Below are 17,156 nucleotides of genomic sequence, written 5' to 3'. Positions count from 1 at the left end.
ATTCCGGAACCGGTATCACCGGAACGGGTACTTCCGGAACCGGCACTTCCGGAACCGGCACTTCCGGAACCGGCACTTCCGGAACCGGTAATTCCGGTGCTTCGGCGTCCGCCGCCGAGGTGCGGGCCCGCGCCGAGGCGAAGCGGACCGGCCGCCAGGTCGAGATCCTGGACCGCCGCGACGAGATGTCACAGGTGCTGGCCAACCCGGACGGGTCGCTCACCATGCGCCAGTACGTCCGCCCCGCCTTCGCCCGGGTCGGCGGCGCCTGGCGCGCGGCCGACGCCACGCTGAAGCAGGGCGCCGACGGCCGGTACGCCCCGGCCGCCGCCACCTTCGGCATCTCCTTCTCCGGCGGCGGCACCGGCCCGCTCGCCACGATGACGAAGGACGGCAGGGCCCTGTCGGTCTCCTGGCCGGACGCACTGCCGCGGCCCCGCGTGGAGGGCGACACGGCCCTCTACCCCGAGGTGCTGCCCGGCGTCGACCTCACCCTGCGGGCCGACGTCGACGGCTTCGCCCAGCACCTGATCGTCAAGACCCGCGAGGCCGCCGCCCACCCGCGCCTGGCCGAGCTCTCCCTCGCCCTGCGCCTGACGGGGGCGCGCCTGAAGGCGGACGCCAAGGGCAGTCTGACGGCCACCGACTCCCGCTCCGGCGCCCGGCTCTTCAGCGCCCCCGCGCCCACCATGTGGGACTCCTCGCACCTGCCGAAGCAGGCGGCTGCCCTGCTGGCCCGGGGTACGCGCCCGGCCGCCGAGACCGCGCCCCCCGAGCTCGTCCCGATGGACACCGAGGTCGACGGCGACCAGCTGCGGATCACTCCGGACGCGGCGATGCTGAAGGACCCGAAGACGGTCTTCCCGGTGGTCATCGACCCCGTCTTCTCCGGCGGCGGCCGCAACAACTGGGCCATGGCGTACAAGCAGTCGGGCAACTCCACGATCGCCAACACCGCCTACTGGAACGGCGGCACCTTCAGCGACAAGATCGCGCGCTTGGGCCACGAGAACTCGACCAACGGCACCGCCCGCTCCTTCTTCCAGCTGAACACCAAGGGCCTGGCCGGATCGAAGATCATCTCGGCCACCTTCAACGTCTACAACAGCTACTCGTGGTCGTGCACCAAGACCCCGGTCGAGCTGGGCCTGACCGGCCCCATCTCCACCGCGACCACCTGGAACAACCAGCCCGCCTGGAAGCAGACCCTCCAGGAGAAGACGTTCGCGCACGGCTGGTCCTCGACGCAGTGCTCGGCCGCCGGCGAGGACTTCGACGCCGCCTCGATCAAGACCGCGGTGCAGGCCGTCGCGGACAGCGGCGCCCCCGACATCACCCTCGGGCTGCGCTCGCGCGCGGACTTCGAGGGCAACGAGCAGAGCTGGAAGAAGTTCCAGAACGACCCCAGCCTGGAGATCACCTACAACTCGCCGCCCAAGGTGGACTCCTCGGGCGCCTTCCAGGGCTCGTGGGCGCCCGGCGCCGACGGTCTGCTGCCGATCGCCTGCTCCACCGACCCGGCCGCCTTCCCCGTCGTCGGCAACGACGGCCTCACCCTCACCGCGAAGATCTCCGACCCGGAGGGCGGCCAGATCACCGGCTCCTTCCAGCTGAAGGAGTACGACACCGGCGCGGTCCTCGCCTCGCCCACCTCGACCGTGACCTCGGGCGGCACCGCCCAGGCCCGGGTCGACGCCTCCCTGCTCGCCACCGGCAAGCGCTACACCTGGACCGTCCAGGCCGGTGACGGCCTGGACACCTCGGCGTGGACCGCGGCCTGCGGCTTCGGCGTGGACAAGGGCGCGCCCGCCCAGCCCACCGTGACCGCCACCGACGGGCACGCGCTGGACGTGGCGGAGGTGCCCGCGCGCACCGACCGTACGGTGCGGTTCGCCTCCACCGACCAGGGGGGTGTGGACGGCTTCTGCTACTCGCTCAACCAGCCGCTGTCGGTCTCCGGCCTGCGGTGCCCGAGCGGTACGTATGTGAAGGCGGCCGCCGACGGCACAGCCACGGTGACCGTCAGGCCCAGCCTGTGGCCCAACAACCGGCTGCACGTCCAGGCGTACGACAAGGCGGGCAACAGCTCCTCGTACGGCGGCGGTTCGGCGCCGACCGACGCCACCCTGATCGCCACCGACCGGCCCGCGTTCGTGCGCGACGCGGCCGGCCGGGTCCACGGCGACCTGCCGGGCGACCTCGACGGCGACGGCCAGGTCGACCTGCTGGCCACCGCCTCCGACGGCACGCTGCGGCTGCTGGGCGGCAAGGGCGACGGCACCGTCAAGGCGCCGCGCACCCTCGCCTCGGGCGGCTGGAACGGCGTCCGGGTGGCCCACCGGGGCGACTTCATCGCCGCCACCGACGGCCAGACGATGGACGGCTACGAGGACTTCTTCGTCAAGGCCGGCAACAAGCTGTACCTGTACCCCGGCGACGGCAACGGGATGCCGCTGACCACCCAGCGCAAGGAACTGCTGCGGCCCACCGGCAAGGACAACGGCCCGCTGACCGGCGCCGGCGGCCTCTGCCTGGACGTGAAGTCCGCGAGCAGCGCCAACGGCACCCCGCTGCAGATCTACACCTGCAACGCCACCGCCGCCCAGGACTTCCAGCTCACCGGCGGCGCCCTGAAGGTGCTGGGCAAGTGCGCGGCGGTCGCGGGCACCGACCTCGGCTCGCCGGTCCAGCTCGCCGACTGCGACGGCGGCCCGGCCCAGCAGTGGCTCGACCGGGGTGACGGCTCCCTGCTCAACCAGGGCTCGGGCCGCTGCCTGGACACGGCGGCCGGAGCGGTCGTCAAGAGCACGCCCGTGCAGATCCTCAACTGCCGCGCCACCGCCACCCAGGACTGGGTGGTCCCCGGCACCTGGGCGGGCACCGGCCAGATCCTCACCCCGCGCGACGCCGACGGCATGCCCGGCTCCGACCTCATCGTCCAGGAGGGCGAGGGGATGTGGCTGTACTCCGGCACCGCCGAGGGCCCGCTCGCGGCCGAGCCCGGCTCGTACAAGCTGCTCCCCGCCAAGCAGTTCGGCTTCACCTCCTGGGACCGCTTCGACTTCACCTCGCCCGGTGACGTCAACGGCGACGGCATCCCCGACCTGCTCGGCCGCCACGTCACCACGGACCCGGCCCACGCCGACTACGGCAAGCTGTACCTGTACCCGGGCACCCGCGCCACGGACACCTCGGGCAACTCCACGTACGGCATCGGCACCCGCACCGTCTACGGCCCGAACTCCTGGCAGTCGACGAACATCCCGTTCTTCGCGGGCGCGGGCAACGCCCAGGGCACGGTCGTCGACACCGGCACGTACCTGAAGTACGAGCCCACGGCGGGCCAGGAGACCCCCGACTTCTGGGCGGTCTTCAAGGCGGCCCCCGGCGGCCTGCGCTTCTACCCCGGCACCCCGACGACGCACGGAACATCGACGGTGGTGGGCGACGCGGCGCTGGTACAGAACGTGGTGGGTCTGTTCTGACCCGCCAGGTCCCCTGAACATCCGACCCGCCTGATCCACGCCTGCGCCCGTCCCCGGTGATCCGGGGGCGGGCGCACCGGCGTCGCGGGGGTCAGGACTCGGGCAGGGTGACCACGTGGCCGGCACCGGCGGCGACCGCGGCCAGGCACGGACGCACCCGCCGCGCCCTCACCGCCCCGGAGTCCACCGCTCCCCCCGCATCAGGCTGCCCAGCCCCACCCACGCGAAGTTCATCAGCGTCGCCGCCGCCTCCTTCGCCGAGACGCCCTCCGTCTCGTTGGCCCAGCCCGCCAGGGACTCCGCCGCGCCCACCAGGGCCTCGGCCAGGGCCGCCACGTCGTGGGCGGCCAGGTCGGGGGCGTCGGGAGCCTCGCGGGCCGCCGCGCCTATCAGGGCCGTCACGAACGTGACGATCTCCTCGCGCATCACCGCGACCTCGGCGGCGAACGGCTCGCCGTGGGTGCGGGCCTGGCGGTGCAGGACCGCCCAGCCGTCCGGGTGCTCGGCGGTGTGGACGAAGAAGGCCCGCAGCCCGGCCCACAGCTGGGCGTCGGGGGGCAGGCCCGGCTCGGTGCCGGCGCGTACCGCGTCCACGAGGGCACGCGCCTCGCGCCGGATCACGGCGGTGAAGAGGTCTTCCTTGGAGTTGAGGTAGAGGTAGACCAGCGGCTTGGAGACCCCGGCCAGCTCGGCTATCCCGTCCATGGAGGCGGCCCGGTACCCGAGCCGCGCGAAGGTCGTCACGGCCGCGTCCAGCATCTGCCGCTCGCGCACGGCCCGCGGCATCCGCCGGCCCCTGCCCGCGTCCTCACCCGCACCCATCAGTCCGTATCCTCCCCGGCCCGCCGTCCTGCTCCGGGCAAGGGTACGTGCGGGCGGCTAACGGACCGCGCCGTCCTCCTGGCTGCGGTTGGCCTCCAGGCGGGCCTTGGCCGACTCCACCTTGGTGACGATCTGCGCGGACATCTCGTCGCGCTGCCTGCGCAGCAGCACGAAGCTGAGCGGCGCGGACAGGACCAGCGCCAGCAGCACGACCCAGATCGCGTTGGCGTCCCCGAGACCGGCCGGCACGATCTCGAAGTGGACCAGCAGGGCGACGAACACCAGACAGGCGACGAAGACGGCGATGCGCATCGCGGTGTACCGGACGGTGGCGCTCGGCTTGGCGATGTTCACGGCTGACCTTCTCTCTCGTACGGCGATCCTGCCCGACCAGTGAAGCACGTCCGGAACTGGATCAATTCAGCGGGAGCAGCATGGTGATGTCATCGCGGTCGTCCCCGTCCGCGACCCGTATCGCGCCCGGCACCCGGCCGACCTCCTTGTAGCCGCACAAGGCGTAGAAGTCCTCCAGGCCCAGGCCGCCCCGGCAGGTCAGGCGGACCGCCTCGATCCCGTCCAGCGAGCGGGCGGCGCCGGCCACCGCCGCCATGAGGTCGCGGCCGTGGCCCCGGCCCTGGAGGGCGGGGTGCACCATGACGGTGTAAGCCCAGATCCAGTGCCGCATCAGCCGGTGCGTGTTGTGCACCAGGAACGCGGCCGCGGCGACCGTCCCGTCCTCGTCGAGGCCGACGAGCAGCCGTATCCGGCCCTCGGCCATCCCGGCGAGGTGGCGCACCAGCTCGGCCCGGACGTCCTCGACGGCCACCGGAGGCACGAACCCGACCGCGCCCCCGGCCTCCGACACGTCCACCCACAGCGCGAGGACGCCCTCGCGCAGCTCACGGGTGAGGGGCGGGCCGAGCGTGAACGTCAGCGCCACGGAATCAGATCCGCATCGCCTGGGGCGACTCGCGCAGCGCCGGGTCCGGGCCGTCGTACTCGCGGATGATCTCGTAGCGGGTGTTGCGCTCCACCGGGCGGAACCCGGCCTCGCGGATCAGGTCGAGGAGGTCGTCGCGGGTCAGCTTGTTGGGCGTGCCGTAGTTGTCCGCGTCGTGCGTGATCTTGTACTCGACGACCGAGCCGTCCATGTCGTCCGCGCCGAACTGGAGCGCGAGCTGGGTGGTCTGGACGCCGTGCATGACCCAGAAGCACTTCACGTGCGGCACGTTGTCGAAGAGCAGACGCGAGACGGCGAAGGTCTTCAGGGCCTCCGCGCCGGTCGCCATCGTGGTGCGCGCCTGGAGCCTGTTGCGGACCTTGCCGTCCTGCATGTCCACGAAGTCGTGCTGGTAGCGCAGCGGGATGAAGACCTGGAAACCGCCGGTCTCATCCTGGAGCTCACGCAGCCGCAGCACGTGGTCGACCCGGTGCCGGGGCTCCTCGATGTGCCCGTACAGCATCGTCGCCGGGGTCTTGAGACCCTTCTCGTGGGCGAGCCGGTGGATGCGCGACCAGTCCTCCCAGTGGGTGTCGTGGTCGACGATGTGCTGGCGGACCTCCCAGTCGAAGATCTCCGCGCCGCCGCCGGTGAGCGATTCGAGGCCCGCCTCGATCAGCTCGTCGAGGATCTCGGAGGCGGTCAGCCCCGAGATGGTCTCGAAGTGGTGGATCTCCGTCGCCGTGAACGCCTTGAGGCCGACGTCCGGCAGGGCCTCCTTGAGGGCCTTGAGCGAGCGCGGGTAGTAGCGCCAGGGCAGCGTCGGGTGGAGCCCGTTGACGATGTGCAGCTCGGTGAGGTTCTCGCTCTCCATCGCCTTGGCGAGGCGGACGGCCTCCTCGATGCGCATCGTGTACGCGTCCTTCTCGCCCGGCTTGCGCTGGAACGAGCAGTACGCGCAGGACGCGGTGCACACGTTCGTCATGTTGAGGTGCCGGTTGACGTTGAAGTGGACGACGTCACCGTTCTTGCGGGTGCGCACCTCGTGCGCGAGGCCGCCGAGCCAGGCCAGGTCGTCCGACTCGTAGAGCGCGACGCCGTCCTCGCGGGACAGCCGCTCACCGGCCCGGACCTTCGCCTCCAGCTCGCGCTTGAAGCCCACATCGGTGATGGATGCGGTCATGCGGCGGCCTCCCAAGTTTCTCCGTACAACAGCCTCCACCACGTTACGCCCCTTACTGCTCCGGCAATTCGCCGACCCGGTTCTCCCACTTCGTGGAGAGCACGATGGTCGTCCGGGTGCGTGAGACGCCCTTGGTGGAGCCCAGACGGCGGATGGTCTTCTCCAGGCCGTCCACGTCGGAGGCGCGGATCTTGAGCATGTACGAGTCGTCGCCGGCGATGAACCAGCAGTCCTCGATCTCCTCCAGGTCGCGCAGCCGGCGGGCGACGTCCTCGTGGTCGGCGGCGTCGGAGAGCGAGATGCCGATGAGGGCGGTCACACCGAGGCCGAGCGAGGCGGCGTTGACGGTGGCGCGGTAGCCGGTGATGACGCCCGCCGCCTCCAGGCGGTTGATGCGGTCGGTGACGCTGGGCCCGGAGAGACCGACGAGCCGGCCGAGCTCGGCGTACGAGGCCCTGCCGTTCTCCCGCAGAGCCTGGATGAGCTGCCTGTCCACGGCGTCCATATGCCTGAAGCCTTCCATTATTCAGCAATACCGCGAGTCTGGTTATTAATCTAAGGCATGCAGGGCCGACACCCTGCGAATCATTCGGCAAGACGTGCGAGTGTCCAGTCCGGGAGCGCTAGCCGGGACGAGAGCCTCCCCCGAGCTCGCCCTCCCAACGCCGGTACAGGCCGTGCGGCACACCGGCCGCGTCCAGCACCCGCCCGGCGACGAAGTCCACCAGGTCCTGGATGTGCGTCGCCCCCGCGTAGAACGCCGGAGAGGCGGGCAGCACCACGGCGCCCGCCTCGTCCAGCGTCACCAGGTGCTTGAGGGTCTGCCCGTTCAGAGGCGTCTCGCGCACCGCGACCACCAGCGGGCGCCGCTCCTTGAGGGTCACGCTCGCGGCCCGCTGCAACAGGTCCTTCGACAGCCCCAATGCCACCCCGGCCACACAGGCGGTGCTGGCCGGCACGATCAGCATCCCCCGGACCGGATACGAGCCGGAGGAGGGCCCGGCGCCGAGGTCCCCGGCGCTCCAGTGCCGTACCCGCCCCAGCGCCGACTCGTCCACGCCGAAGGTCCCGGGCTTGCCGTCCGCGCCCCGCGCCAGCCATGCCGCGAGGTCCTCGCGCCAGTGCGCGTCACGGAAGGCGATCCCCGTCTCGTCGAGCAGGGTCAGCCGCGAGGCGCGCGAGACGACCAGGTCGACGCTCTCCCCGGCCGCGAGCAGCGCCCGCAGCACGGCCGCCGCGTACGGCGTGCCGGACGCGCCGGAGACGCCGACGACCCAGGGCGTGCGCGGCCCCGGCGCCTCTCGCTGACTGTGTACGTTCACCTGCTCCACGTGTCCGAGCCTATCCGGCCACCCGGGGGCGGAAGCCGTCACACCGAGAGCCCCCGCACCAGCAGGTCCAGGAGCGCGCAGACGAAGAGCGAGATCCCGATGAAACCGTTGGTGGTGAAGAACGCCCGGTTGAGTCGGGACAGGTCGTGCGGCTTGACGATCGTGTGCTCGTAGACGAACGCCGCCGCCACGATCACCAGTCCCAGCCAGAAGAACGCCCCGGCGCCGGTGGCCAGCGCGTACCAGACCAGCAGCGCGGTGGTGACGGCGTGGCAGGCGCGCGCGCCCCGGATCGCGTTCGGCACGCCGAACCTGGCGGGCACCGACAGGACACCGCACTCGCGGTCGGACTCCACGTCCTGGCAGGCGTAGATCAGGTCGAAGCCGCCGATCCAGACGCCGACCGCAAGGCCCAGGACCACCGCGTGCCACGACCACTCACCGGTGATGGCGAGCCAGCCGCCCACCGGCCCCATGGCCTGGGCGAGCCCGAGGATCGCCTGCGGGAAGTTGGTGAACCTCTTGCCGTACGGATAGACCACCATCGGGATCACCGCGATGGGGGCGAGGGCGAGGCAGAGCGGGTTGAGCAGTCCCGCGGCGCCCAGGAAGACGATGAGCGCGATCAGCGCGCCGGTCCAGGCCGAGCGCACCGACACGGCGCCGGTGACCAGCTCCCGCTGGGCCGTGCGCGGATTGCGGGCGTCGAGCTCGCGGTCGATGATCCGGTTGCAGGCCATCGCGAAGGTGCGCAGCCCCACCATGGCGACGGTGACCAGGAGCAGCTTGACCCAGTGGACGTTCCCGTCCAGCCGGAACATCGCCGTCAGGGCCGCGATGTAGGCGAAGGGCAGCGCGAAGACCGAGTGCTCGATCATGACCAGGCGCAGGAAGGCCCTGGTCCGGCCGGGCTGCGGGACGGCGGCGGCGGAGGCGCTCACAGTCCGTACTCCTTCCACCGTCGGGTCACCCGTTCGGAGGTCTCGGGGTCCGACTCGACCATGTGGGGCCAGCCGCCGTCGCGGGTGTAGCCCTCCTCGGGCCACTTCGCGGTCGCGTCGATGCCCGCCTTGCCGCCCCAGAACTGCTGGTACGAGGCGTGATCGAGGTGGTCGACCGGGCCCTCGACGACGGTGAGGTCACGGGCGTAGTCGGTGTTGCCGAGCGCACGCCAGGACACCTCGTGCAGATCGTGGACGTCGCAGTCGGCGTCGACGACGACGATCAGCTTGGTGAGCGACATCATGTGCGCCCCCCAGATCGCGTGCATCACCTTCTGCGCGTGCTTGGGGTACTTCTTCTCGATCGAGACGATCGCGCAGTTGTGGAAGCCGCCGGACTCCGGCAGGTGGTAGTCGACGATGTCCGGCACGATGATCTTCAGGAGCGGCAGGAAGAACCGCTCGGTGGCGCGGCCCAGCGGCCCGTCCTCGGTGGGCGGGCGGCCCACGACGATGGACTGGAGCAGCGGGCGCCGACGCATGGTCACGCAGTCGATGGTGAGCGCGGGGAACGGCTCCTGCGGCGTGTAGAAGCCGGTGTGGTCGCCGAACGGGCCCTCGGGCAGCATCTCGCCCGGCTCCAGCCACCCCTCGATGACGACCTCGGCGTTGGCCGGGACCTGGAGGGGCACGGTCTTGCAGTCGACCATCTCCACGCGCTTGCCCTGGATGAACCCGGCGAGCATGTACTCGTCCATGTCACCGGGCAGCGGCGCGGTCGAGGCGTAGGTCACGGCGGGCGGGCAGCCGAAGGCGATGGCGACGGGCAGCCGCTCGCCGCGCCGGGCGGCCACCGCGTAGTGGTTGCGGCTGTCCTTGTGGATCTGCCAGTGCATCCCGATGGTGCGCTTGTCGTGGCGCTGGAGGCGGTAGAGCCCGAGGTTGCGCACGCCCGTCTCGGGGTGCTTGGTGTGGGTGAGTCCGAGGTTGAAGAAGGACCCGCCGTCCTCCGGCCAGGTGAACAGGGCGGGCAACTGCTCCAGGTCGACGTCGTCGCCGGTGAGGACGACCTCCTGGACCGGGGCCTCCTTCACCTTCTTCGGCGGGACGTGGACCATCGAGCCGAGCTTGCCGAACGCCTCGCGCACGCCGACGAAGCCCTGCGGGAGTTCGGGCTTGAGCAGCCCGCCGATCTTCTCGCTGATCTCGTCGTACGAGGCGAGCCCGAGCGCCTTGAGCAGGCGCCGGTCGGTGCCGTACACGTTCATGGCGAGCGGCATGGCCGCGCCCTTGACGTTCTCGAAGAGGAGCGCGGGGCCCCCGGCCTTGTTGACGCGGTCGACGATCTCCCCGATCTCCAGGTACGGGTCGACTTCGGCCTTGATGCGGATGAGGTCGCCCTCACGCTCCAGCGCCCTCAGGAGCGAGCGAAGATCGTCGTAAGCCATGGGGTCAAGTATCGGGCACCGGTTACCCTGGGCCCGTCACCGGGGCTCCCGCGGGCCCCGCCGCCGATCCCCGGGGGGACCACCCGAACATGCTCAGGTATCTGCCGTTCCTGCTGGTCCTGGCGCTGTGGATCTACGCCTTCGTCGACTGCCTGAACACCCCCGAGGAGGAGGTCCGCGGCCTGCCGAAGGTGGTGTGGGTCATCGTGATCCTGCTCTTCGGCGAGGTGCTGCTGGGCCCCGTCGCCTGGCTCTTCGCGGGCCGCCCGCGCCGCGCGCCGGGCCACCGGGGCGGCTGGACGGCGCCGGACGACAACCCGGAGTTCCTGGCGGGCCTGAACCGTCCGAAGCCGAAGGAGGATCCGGACGGGCGGGGGTAGGTCCGTTTCCGGGGCGCGGGACGGTGGTGCCAGGTCCGCTTCCGCCTGCGGGCCGGTGGCGGGTCGCTCGCGCAGTTCCCCGCGCCGCTAAAAGCCTGTGGCTGAGCTGGGCTTTTCGGCTGCGGCGACGAGGGGCCCGGGTCGAGTCGGCGTCTCGGGCTGCGCCGACCCCCTGAGGGGCGCGGGGAACTGCGCGAGCAACCCCCACCGGCCCGCAGACGGTATCCGGACCCTGAAGGGGCGCGGGGAACTGCGCGACCAGCCCCCGCCGGGCCGCAGGTGAACCCCGGGGCCCAGTTCAGCGCAGCTCAGCCTCCGCGTACTCCTTGCGAAGCTCCACCCACCGCCCCGGCGACCACACCCCCCACTCCACGGGGCGCCCCCGCAAGGCCTCCCCCAGGAACTCCAAGTGGTTGTGCCACCCCGCCAGACAGTCCAGCCGCAGCGCGTCGTCCCCGGGGAACTCGTTGGTGAAGCGCAGCACCGTGTCCGAGGGCCCCACGGCCTCCAGGTGGAAGCGGATCCGGCCGTGCAGATCCACCGTGTACTCCGCGACCCGCTCCACGTCCCACGCCGTGACATGCCCGTGGTGCACCCCCTCCGGCCCCGCGTTCAGCCAGCGCAGCGTCACCGCGCCGCCGAGCCGGGGCTCCAGGACATCGGCCGCGCACAGCCACCCGGGCAGGCCCTCGGGGGTGGCCACGGCCGCCCAGACCCGTTCCGGCGGGTGGGGAAGAGAGAGCTCGTAGCGCAGCAGCCAGGCGCCGTCGTGGGGCTCACTGGTGCCATGAGGGATCACATCCGTCATGGCACCAGTGTCACTCGAACGGGCGCGCCGCGCCCGCGCACACCTGGTACGGGGGCTCAGGGGCTACACGCCCGCGTACGAGTGCTTGCCGTTCACGAAGATGTTGACTCCGTAGTAGTTGAAGAGCCAGCAGCCGAACGCCAGCAGCGCCAGCGTCGCCGCCTTGCGGCCCTTCCAGCCCGCCGTGGCGCGCGCGTGCAGGTAGCAGGCGTACGCGACCCAGGTGATGAAGGACCAGACCTCCTTGGGGTCCCAGCCCCAGTACCGGCCCCACGCGTCGCCCGCCCAGATCGCGCCCGCGATGATCGTGAACGTCCAGAGCGGGAAGACCGCCGCGTTGACCCGGTAGGCGAACTTGTCCAGCGAGGCCGCCGCGGGCAGCCGCTCCAGGACCGAGGTGGCGAAGCTGCCGGGCTTGCCGCCCTCGGCGAGCTTCGCCTCGTAGCGGTCGCGGAAGAGGTAGAGCACGGTGGCGACGGCGCCCACGTAGAACACCGCGCCGCAGAAGATCGCGGTGGAGACGTGGATCCACAGCCAGTACGAGTGCAGGGCCGGGACCAGCTGGTCGCTGGCGGTGTAGAGGACCGTGACCGCGAGACCGAGGTCGAGGAGGACCGAGGTGACCAGCGGCAGGCCGAGCCAGCGCACGTTCTTCTTCAGCGCGAGGAGCGTGACGTACACGCCCACGGCGACCGTGGAGAAGGTGATGTTGAACTCGTACATGTTGCCCCACGGCGCCCGCTGCACGGACAGCGCGCGGGTGAGCACCCCGGCGGCCTCGACGAGGAAGGCGAGGACCGTGAAGGACACGGCGATACGGCCGTAGAGGTCGCCCTTCACGTCGCCCGCCGCCGCGCCGGGCCCGTCCGGCACGTCACGGTTGCCCGCGGAGGAGCGGGTGACGACCTTGGGCCGCTCCAGGACGGCGGTGCCGCCGCCCTTCTTGGCGACCCGGACCTTCACCGTGCCCGCGCCGTCCTGCTCTGCGGCCCCGGCGGTGAGGGCCGCCGCGGTACGGGCGACCTTGCTGCGGCTGCCGAGGATCCACTCGGCCATGTGCGCGAAGAAGGCCAGCAGATAGACCGCCATCGCCGAATAGATCAGGTAGTTGCTGGTGTGCGCCAGGCTCTCGTTGGTCGTGGCGGCGAGGATCACTTCTCGGCCCCTTCGGCTTCGGCGGGTTCTGCCACCTGGTCCCCGGCGGGTTCAGGTGCGGGATCGGGCGCGGTCGGCGCCTGCGGGATGAGCGTGACCGCGAGATCGGCCAGCTCCTCGGGGAGCTTCGCGGACTCGCTCCGCCCAAGCCCCGCCATCTCGACGACGGTGACGCCGTCCTTACCGGGCACGGCGCGGACCCACACCCGGCGCCGCTGGATGAACAGCGACCCGGCCAGGCCCGCGATGGCCAGGACCGAGCCGGCCAGGGCCAGGTCGTTGCCCGGCTGCTGGGAGATCTGGAAGCTCGCCCACTGCTTGATGTCCTTGTCGAAGGTGATCGACCCGGCACCCTCGGGAAGGTCCAGCGTCTCGCCCGGCAGCAGGGTCTTCTTGAGGACCTTGCCCTGGTCGTCCTTGAACGGCTTCATCTTGTCGGTGTCGAGCTGGTACACGTTCTGCGGCAGCCCGGAGTTGACCCCGAGGCTGCCGTGGTACGCGCCGACGTTGAGTACGGGGAAGTCCAGCGCGGGGAACTGGGAGAACATCGTCCCGTTGCCCTTGCCGCCGTAGGTCGGCACGAAGAACGCGGCGAAGCCGAGCTGGTCCCACTTGCCCTTGGCGTCGGTGTAGCCGTCGTACACCTTGATCGCGCCGCTGGAGGAGATGTTGTTGTCGATGGGCAGCAGCGGCACCGCGCCGTGGAAGACGACCTTGCCGCGGCCGTCCTTGACGGTGACGGTCGGCGCGTAGCCGTGGGCCAGGAGGTAGACCTTGGAGCCGTCCACCACCAGCGGCTTGTTGACCTCGATGGCCTTCTTGCGCGGCTTGCCGTCGGCGCCCTCGGAGTAGGTGACGTGCGCGGTGAACTCGCGGGCGGTGCCGCGGTTGGGCCCGCTGCGCTCGTACGTGGCGTCGAAGCGGTCCAGGGTGAAGCTGAAGGGGGCGAGGTCGTCCGTCTTGAAGAGCGAGCCGGACTTGAAGTCGTCGTACTGGGTGAGCGTGTTGGAGAACCCGTCGCCCTGGACGATCAGCTTGCCGCCCTCGGACTTGAAGAGCTGGCCGACGGCGAACGCCACCAGGATCAGGATCAGCGAGACATGGAAGATCAGGTTCCCGGCCTCGCGGAGATAGCCCTTCTCCGCCGCGACCGCGTCGCCCACCACGTGCGTACGGAAGCGGCGCTTCTTCAGCATCGCCGCCGCGGCCGCGCGCACCTGCTCGGGCTCGGCCTCGGTGCGCCAAGTGGTGTACGCGGGCAGCCGGGTCAGCATCCGGGGCGCGGCCGGCGGCCGGCCGCGCAGCTGGCCGACGAACTGCCAGGTGCGCGGGACGATGCAGCCGATGAGGGAGACGAACAGCAGGATGTAGATCGCGGAGAACCACACCGAGCTGTACACGTGGAACATGCCGAGCTTCTCGTACAGCGGCGAGATCGTGTCGTGCCGCTTCTGGAAGTCGGCGACCTTCAGCTCGTCCACATTGGTCTGCGGGATCAGCGAGCCCGGGATCGAGCCGAGGGAGAGCAGGAGCAGCAGGACGAGGGCGACCCGCATCGAGGTCAGCTGGCGCCAGAACCAGCGCACCCAGCCGAGCACGCCGATGCCGACGGGGCCGCTGGAGAGGTCCTCGGCCGGGGCCGTGGAGAGCTGGGAGCCGGCCGCGCCGAGGTCCCGCTCGTCGGCGGAGCGTTCCGCCGCCGTGCGCGGCGCCCCTTCGGGGGCCGCTTCGGTCTTGCTCATGTTCAGACACCCACCTGGAAGCCGTTGGACCACACCTGCACCTGCTGGATGAGCTCCGCCCAGGCCCCGGTGAGCAGCAGCAGACCGGTCGCGATCATCATCACGCCTCCGGTGCGCATCACCCACGCGTAGTGCCGCTTCACCCAGCCGAAGGCGCCGAGGGCCTTGCGGAAGGCGACCGCCGCCAGCACGAACGGCAGTCCGAGACCGACGCAGTAGGCGACGGTCAGTATGGCCCCGCGGCCCGCGCTCGCCTGGTCCATCGCCAGCACGTTCACCGAGGTGAGCGTCGGCCCCAGACACGGCGTCCAGCCGACACCGAAGAGCGCGCCCAGCACCGGCGCCCCCGCGAGCCCGGTCACCGGCCGCTTGTGGAACCGGAACTCGCGCTGGGTGAGCCAGGGCATCAGGCCCATGAAGAAGACGCCCATCAGGATCATCAGCACGCCCAGGATCTTGGAGAGCGTGCCGTTGTAGTCCTGGAGCGTCTGGCCGAAGAAACCGAACAGGGCCCCGCCGGAGACGAAGACGGCGGTGAACCCGAGGACGAACAGGCTTGCCCCGGCGACCATCCGGCCGCGCCTGGCCTCCGCGAGATCGGTGCCGGTGACGCCGGTCACGTAACTGAGGTAGCCGGGCACCAGCGGCAGGACGCAGGGCGAGAAGAACGAGATCAGCCCGCCCAGCACGGCCACCGGAAGGGCGACGAGCAGGGCACCGCTGAGGACCGTGTCGTTCACGCCGGGCGTCGACTGGGCGGCGGCCAGAGCCGGGTGCGCGGCGGTTACGGTCAGGGTCGCGTCCACGACATCACTTCTCCGCGATCAGCGGGTCGATCATCTGGTGGAGCTTCTTGTCGTCGAGCGCCATCAGCGCCCGGGCCGCGATCTTCCCGTCCCTGTCGAGCACGATCGTCGACGGAATGGCCTGCGGATTCAGGCTTCCCTTGGGGAAGCGCAGAATCAGCTTGCCGATCGGGTCGTACAGGCTCGGGTAGTCCGCCTCGAATTGCTTCTCGAACGCGACAGCCGGGCCCTTGTCCGTGTCCCGGGTGTTTATCCCGACGAACTCGACGCCCTGGGCCCGGGTCTCCTTGGCGACCTTGCTGAGATAGGGCGCCTCGGCCCGGCAGGGCGCGCACCACGAGCCCCAGACGTTCAGCACGACGACCTTGCCCTTGAGGTCGGCCACGTCGAGCTGCTTGCCGTCGACGGTCTCGCCGGACAGCTTGGGCGCGGCGTGCCGGCCGCTCTTGGCGACGGTGGAGATGCCACCGGTGCCGGTGACGAACTTGGTGTCGCCCGAGCCGCCGGACGTACCGCCGGACCCGCACGAGGTGAGGGTCAGCGCACCGGCGGCCGCGACTGCCGTGACCAGCGGAAAGGCGCGGCGGCGTGGAAAGGCGGGACTCACGGACATGTGAAAAGTTTCGCATGACCGTTTGGGGGATCTTGGGCACCCCCCTGGGTGCCCGTAAAGACCCTTGTCAAGGCCGCCTAAAAAGCCGCCCCGCCGCGTCCTCACGCCTGCCGGAGGAACGTGTTCCAGCCGCCCGCCGGCTTCTCGCCGACGCCCAGCGTCCGCAGCTTGGCGAGGACCTTGGGGTCCTGGACGTCGAGCCAGTCGCAGTACTGCCGGAAGGAGACCAGGCGTACGTCCTTCTTCCCGGCCATCCCCTTGAGCGCCTCTTCGACGGCGTCCATGTAGATGCCGCCGTTCCACTGCTCGAAGTGGTTGCCTATGTAGAAGGGCGCGCGATTGGTCTCGTACGCGCGCGTGAATCCCTTGAGGTACGCCTGGGTGGCCTGCTTGCGCCAGCCCGGGTAGTTCGCCGGCGGCGCCTTGGTCGAGTTCTTCGACTGGTTGGCGAGGATGTTGTAGTCCATCGACAGCACCTCGAAGGAGTGCCCGGGGAACGGGATCGCCTGGAGCGGCAGGTCCCACAGGCCGTGGCGCTTGACCGGCCAGACCTGGGTGCCGCCGGGCGAGGAGGCGTCGTAGCGCCAGCCGAGCTTCTGCGCGGTGGGCAGCAGGTGGTCCTGGCCGCGCAGGCACGGGGTGCGGCCGCCGATGAGCTCGCGCTTGTAGTCGAAGGGCAGGGGGGCCTCGTCGGTCCAGCCGGTGTTCGTCTTCCAGTTGGTGACGAACGACATGGCCTGGTCGATCTCGCTCTGCCACTGGGCCGGGGTCCAGTTGGCCACGTCGCCGCGTCCGGCGCAGAAGTGCCCGTTGAAGTGCGTGCCTATCTCGTGGCCCTCGTTCCAGGCCCGGCGCACATTGGTCAGGGTCGCCTTGATGTGGTCGTCGCTGAGGTAGCCGATGTCCGAGGCGCCGACCTTGTTGTTCGGCGGGTGGTAGAGCCGCTTCTTGGACTCGGGCAGCAGATAGAGCCCGGAGAGGAAGAAGGTCATCGACGCGCCGTGGTCCTTGGCGAGGTCGAGGAAGCGCGGGAAGAGGCCGTTGCCGACCTCGCCGGCACCGTCCCAGGAGAAGACCACGAACTGCGGCGGGGTCTGACCGGGTTCGAGGGGGACGGGCCTGGGGGGCTGGTGCGGCTGCTTGCCGGTGTCGGCGGTGGAGCCGTCGCCGATGAGTTTGACGTCCGGCTTCTTGCCGGATCCCTGGGTGCCCTTGCCGCTGCCGGTACCGGCCTTGCCGCTGTCCGAACCGTCACCGCCGCCGCAACCGGCCACACCGACCGCTGCCGCGGCCCCCAGTCCCAGTCCGAGCATTCCCCTTCGGCTGATCCCACGCATACCGTTCGTCCCCATCGCATCGTCGTCCCCGGTGTCCACACCGGCCACAGCCCTGTGGACATCAGATGAGATGCCTGTGGGCCCGCGATGGTTCCGTACAGTCGCACAAAACTTCGCAAATCGTACGCGTCGTCAGTTTTGTTCTACGGAGAGCGACGAAGCGGT

At 70.6% G+C, this 17,156-nt stretch carries 16 protein-coding genes; 2 read left to right on the top strand and 14 right to left on the bottom strand.

All coding sequences use genetic code 11. From position 1 onward, the window contains the following. Nucleotides 1-119 precede the first annotated feature (119 nt). Nucleotides 120-3,485 carry a ricin-type beta-trefoil lectin domain protein gene (locus ACZ4MU_RS31220; protein WP_467882905.1) on the top strand — a complete coding sequence of 1,122 codons (3,366 nt, stop codon included), beginning with the start codon at nt 120-122 and terminating at the stop codon, nt 3,483-3,485. 168 nt (nt 3,486-3,653) lie between these two features. On the opposite strand, the gene ACZ4MU_RS31215 is transcribed toward ACZ4MU_RS31220, so the two are convergent. The 8 genes from ACZ4MU_RS31215 to ACZ4MU_RS31180 all read right to left on the bottom strand — a co-directional run bounded on the left by ACZ4MU_RS31215 (nt 3,654) and on the right by ACZ4MU_RS31180 (nt 10,150). Next, nucleotides 3,654-4,307, bottom strand: a complete 654-nt coding sequence (locus tag ACZ4MU_RS31215; protein WP_467882904.1) for a TetR/AcrR family transcriptional regulator — start codon at nt 4,305-4,307, stop codon at nt 3,654-3,656. Between the two features lie 57 nt (nt 4,308-4,364). Beyond that, entirely contained in the window at nt 4,365-4,661 is a 297-nt protein-coding gene (locus tag ACZ4MU_RS31210; protein WP_467882903.1) for a DUF4229 domain-containing protein, read from the bottom strand. A 61-nt stretch (nt 4,662-4,722) separates the two neighbouring features. Next, nucleotides 4,723-5,247 (bottom strand): GNAT family N-acetyltransferase, encoded by a 525-nt coding sequence (locus tag ACZ4MU_RS31205; RefSeq protein ID WP_467882902.1) that lies wholly within the window; start codon nt 5,245-5,247, stop codon nt 4,723-4,725. Nucleotides 5,248-5,251: 4 nt separating this feature from the next. Beyond that, nucleotides 5,252-6,430, bottom strand: a complete 1,179-nt coding sequence (mqnE, locus tag ACZ4MU_RS31200) for an aminofutalosine synthase MqnE (RefSeq protein ID WP_365107409.1) — start codon at nt 6,428-6,430, stop codon at nt 5,252-5,254. Nucleotides 6,431-6,482: 52 nt separating this feature from the next. Next, on the bottom strand, nt 6,483-6,935 hold the full coding sequence (locus tag ACZ4MU_RS31195) for an Lrp/AsnC family transcriptional regulator (RefSeq protein WP_389889955.1): 453 nt from the start codon (nt 6,933-6,935) through the stop codon (nt 6,483-6,485). Nucleotides 6,936-7,053: 118 nt separating this feature from the next. Then, nucleotides 7,054-7,761: a UbiX family flavin prenyltransferase gene (locus ACZ4MU_RS31190; RefSeq protein WP_467882901.1), complete on the bottom strand. Its 708-nt coding sequence runs from the start codon at nt 7,759-7,761 to the stop codon at nt 7,054-7,056. A gap of 38 nt (nt 7,762-7,799) precedes the next feature. Next, the gene (mqnP, locus tag ACZ4MU_RS31185) at nt 7,800-8,702 is read right to left on the bottom strand and encodes a menaquinone biosynthesis prenyltransferase MqnP (protein WP_467882900.1); all 903 of its coding nucleotides are present in this window, start codon (nt 8,700-8,702) and stop codon (nt 7,800-7,802) included. After that, on the bottom strand, nt 8,699-10,150 hold the full coding sequence (locus tag ACZ4MU_RS31180; RefSeq protein ID WP_467882899.1) for a menaquinone biosynthesis decarboxylase: 1,452 nt from the start codon (nt 10,148-10,150) through the stop codon (nt 8,699-8,701). The genes mqnP and ACZ4MU_RS31180 overlap by 4 nt, the downstream gene beginning before the upstream one ends. 89 nt (nt 10,151-10,239) lie before the next feature. Between ACZ4MU_RS31180 and ACZ4MU_RS31175 the strand changes: the two genes are divergently transcribed. Then, nucleotides 10,240-10,530, top strand: coding sequence for a PLD nuclease N-terminal domain-containing protein (locus ACZ4MU_RS31175; RefSeq protein WP_467882898.1), 291 nt, complete (start codon nt 10,240-10,242; stop codon nt 10,528-10,530). A gap of 298 nt (nt 10,531-10,828) precedes the next feature. Here the strand turns inward: ACZ4MU_RS31175 and ACZ4MU_RS31170 are convergent, their stop codons facing one another. The 6 genes from ACZ4MU_RS31170 to ACZ4MU_RS31145 form a co-directional block, all read right to left on the bottom strand. Then, nucleotides 10,829-11,338, bottom strand: a complete 510-nt coding sequence (locus ACZ4MU_RS31170; protein ID WP_467882897.1) for an SRPBCC domain-containing protein — start codon at nt 11,336-11,338, stop codon at nt 10,829-10,831. A 63-nt stretch (nt 11,339-11,401) separates the two neighbouring features. Further along, a complete protein-coding gene (ccsB, locus tag ACZ4MU_RS31165) occupies nt 11,402-12,493 on the bottom strand; it encodes a c-type cytochrome biogenesis protein CcsB (protein WP_467882896.1) in 1,092 nt (363 codons plus the stop codon). Beyond that, nucleotides 12,490-14,235 carry a cytochrome c biogenesis protein ResB gene (gene resB / locus ACZ4MU_RS31160; protein WP_467882895.1) on the bottom strand — a complete coding sequence of 582 codons (1,746 nt, stop codon included), beginning with the start codon at nt 14,233-14,235 and terminating at the stop codon, nt 12,490-12,492. The genes ccsB and resB overlap by 4 nt, the downstream gene beginning before the upstream one ends. Nucleotides 14,236-14,237: 2 nt before the next feature. Next, nucleotides 14,238-15,002: a cytochrome c biogenesis CcdA family protein gene (locus tag ACZ4MU_RS31155; protein ID WP_358832725.1), complete on the bottom strand. Its 765-nt coding sequence runs from the start codon at nt 15,000-15,002 to the stop codon at nt 14,238-14,240. Between the two features lie 43 nt (nt 15,003-15,045). Next, nucleotides 15,046-15,654 (bottom strand): TlpA family protein disulfide reductase, encoded by a 609-nt coding sequence (locus tag ACZ4MU_RS31150; RefSeq protein ID WP_467882894.1) that lies wholly within the window; start codon nt 15,652-15,654, stop codon nt 15,046-15,048. A 101-nt stretch (nt 15,655-15,755) separates the two neighbouring features. Beyond that, a complete protein-coding gene (locus ACZ4MU_RS31145) occupies nt 15,756-16,991 on the bottom strand; it encodes a polysaccharide deacetylase family protein (RefSeq protein WP_467882893.1) in 1,236 nt (411 codons plus the stop codon). Nucleotides 16,992-17,156: the final 165 nt, after the last annotated feature.

This window comes from Streptomyces sp. NPDC026377, assembly GCF_055567715.1.
Note: the sequence above shows the minus strand (reverse complement) of the source record. Positions and strands in the feature narration are given on the sequence as shown.